Source organism: Ruegeria atlantica, from assembly GCF_013032455.1.
Lineage (GTDB): Bacteria > Pseudomonadota > Alphaproteobacteria > Rhodobacterales > Rhodobacteraceae > Ruegeria > Ruegeria atlantica_B.
Genome location: NZ_WQCF01000034.1, coordinates 1 through 1,926 on the forward strand (window position 1 = coordinate 1; position 1,926 = coordinate 1,926).

Here is a 1,926-nt window from a genome sequence, read left to right on the forward strand (position 1 = left end):
CGAGCAGCCATTCGACATCTGGAATACTGCTCAGTAGCGCTCGCGCACCGATGTATTCACTGACTTGGCCAGCGGTAACAAAAGGCTGATCGGTCGCCCTTGGCTGTCACAGATAGCATGCAGTTTGGTATTCATGCCGCCCTTGGTTCGGCCGATCAGGTGGCCACGCCCCCCTTTTTCGCGGCCATGCTGGTCGCGGTACGATGTGCTTTCAGATAGGTCGCGTCCACTGCCCGGCAGTCGAAACGCAGTTTCGATGAGAGGGGATCATCACGGTCTTTTCCTCGCCGTGTTCGGCTGCCAAGCCGACCATCATCCGAGCGAAGATACCTTTCTCACTCCAACGCTTCCACCGGCTATAAAGCGTCTTGTGCGGCCTGTATTCTTTGGGAACGTCACGCCACCGCAACCCATTGCGATTGATGAAGATAATCCCGCTCAGCACCCTCTTGTCATCGACCCGTGGCTTACCATGCGACCGCGGGAAGAAAGGGGAAAGTTTGGCCATCTGCTCGTAAGTCAGCCAGAAAAGGTCGCTCATATTACCGCTCCGTTTTCCGAGCCGTGAACCATGCAGCGCTTTGAAAATCAATGCATCCTGACCCTAGGCCAATTCGCGGAGGCGGCAATTCGGCGGCGCAGTATTCGGCGAATTTCAAACCGTCCTTTCACCGTAACAGACACCGACCATCGTAGAGCGCAACAATCCGGACTTTCGTCAAGCGAACGCTTCGGGATTTTGTTTGATTATGCGTCGCGCAGCATTGGTTGGATTGGGCGCATTTGCGACATTGGCCGCTGCGTAGAAGAAGGCTGCTATTCGTTTTGGGTCAGAAATGCTTGACGTTTGGGTCAGATTTGAATGACGCGAATTACTAATTTATTGAGGTTTTGATTGTCGATTGAGTCAAAGATCAGTGACGTTCCACACTCCATGTGTAAGGCGACACATAGCTCTGCCACCAGCGACAGAACCTTGCCATTTTCGCCTCACTTCCTTCATCCAGCACCGAGACCGATTTCAATGATCCTGACTTCCTTTTGGGAAAATCAGGGCTGATTTGCAGATCAGACGCCGAAGGTGCCTGTTCCTGCTGATCTGCCACGTGGCGAACTCGGATGGGGGCGAGGCAATGCTATTCGACAATAGTGGCGCGGCCCGCAGGCGTAGCCTAGGGCACGGTTTTTTCTAATAGGGTTGCCCGAGGGGGAAGGCAGCGCCTTACCCCTGATGGCCAGGGGCGTTTGGCTTGTCCAAATCCCGCTGGCCCTAAAACAAGTGCGGCGGAGCAGGCTGCGCCGTTACGTTTTGCGCCAGAACACGTTGCGTTTTTAAAGAATGGGCGATTGCAGACATTCTCTGCGGTTGCGATAGGCAAAAGAATGAGTTTAGGAGCGGACACAAGATGTTTTACTTACTTCAAAGAATGCTTCAAGACTTCTGTCCCCGGCGTTATAGCTGAGCCGATTGGGATGAAAATTCGGGCAAGTATTTTCGATGTTTGTTGTCGCGCTGAATGATGATAGTCAGTCATCATGAAAATCAAATCAAAGCTCCTGAAGTGGGCGGGCAGTAAGTCGCAGATTGCTGATCAAATCACACCCTACTTGAACTTCGAACTTCCCTACATCGAACCGGTCTGCGGTTCCGCTGTCTTCTTTTTTGAGAACCTCCCAAGCAATTGCCATTCGTGATCCTCCATTTCCTAAACATAGGGGCGGACCACTCAGATGAGGCTGCTCACGAGATGTCAACTTGATATCTGAAGGGCTTCCCAATTAAATACGATTCATAATCTATCGATAGCCTTAGGTGTTCTATTGTTGCGTCAGTTCTCATGTTTTAGCTTCAGGTGATGCTTGGAAACGGCTTATTCCAGTTCGACCAGCAGGTCCTTGGCGTCGATCTGGCCGCCGGGCTGTACG

1 pseudogene is annotated in these 1,926 nt (G+C 52.1%); it reads right to left on the bottom strand.

Annotated features, from left to right (window positions below):
• Positions 1 to 541: pseudogene (locus GOW93_RS20610) on the bottom strand (IS5 family transposase); the annotation flags it as partial.
• Positions 542 to 1,926 lie beyond the last annotated feature (1,385 nt).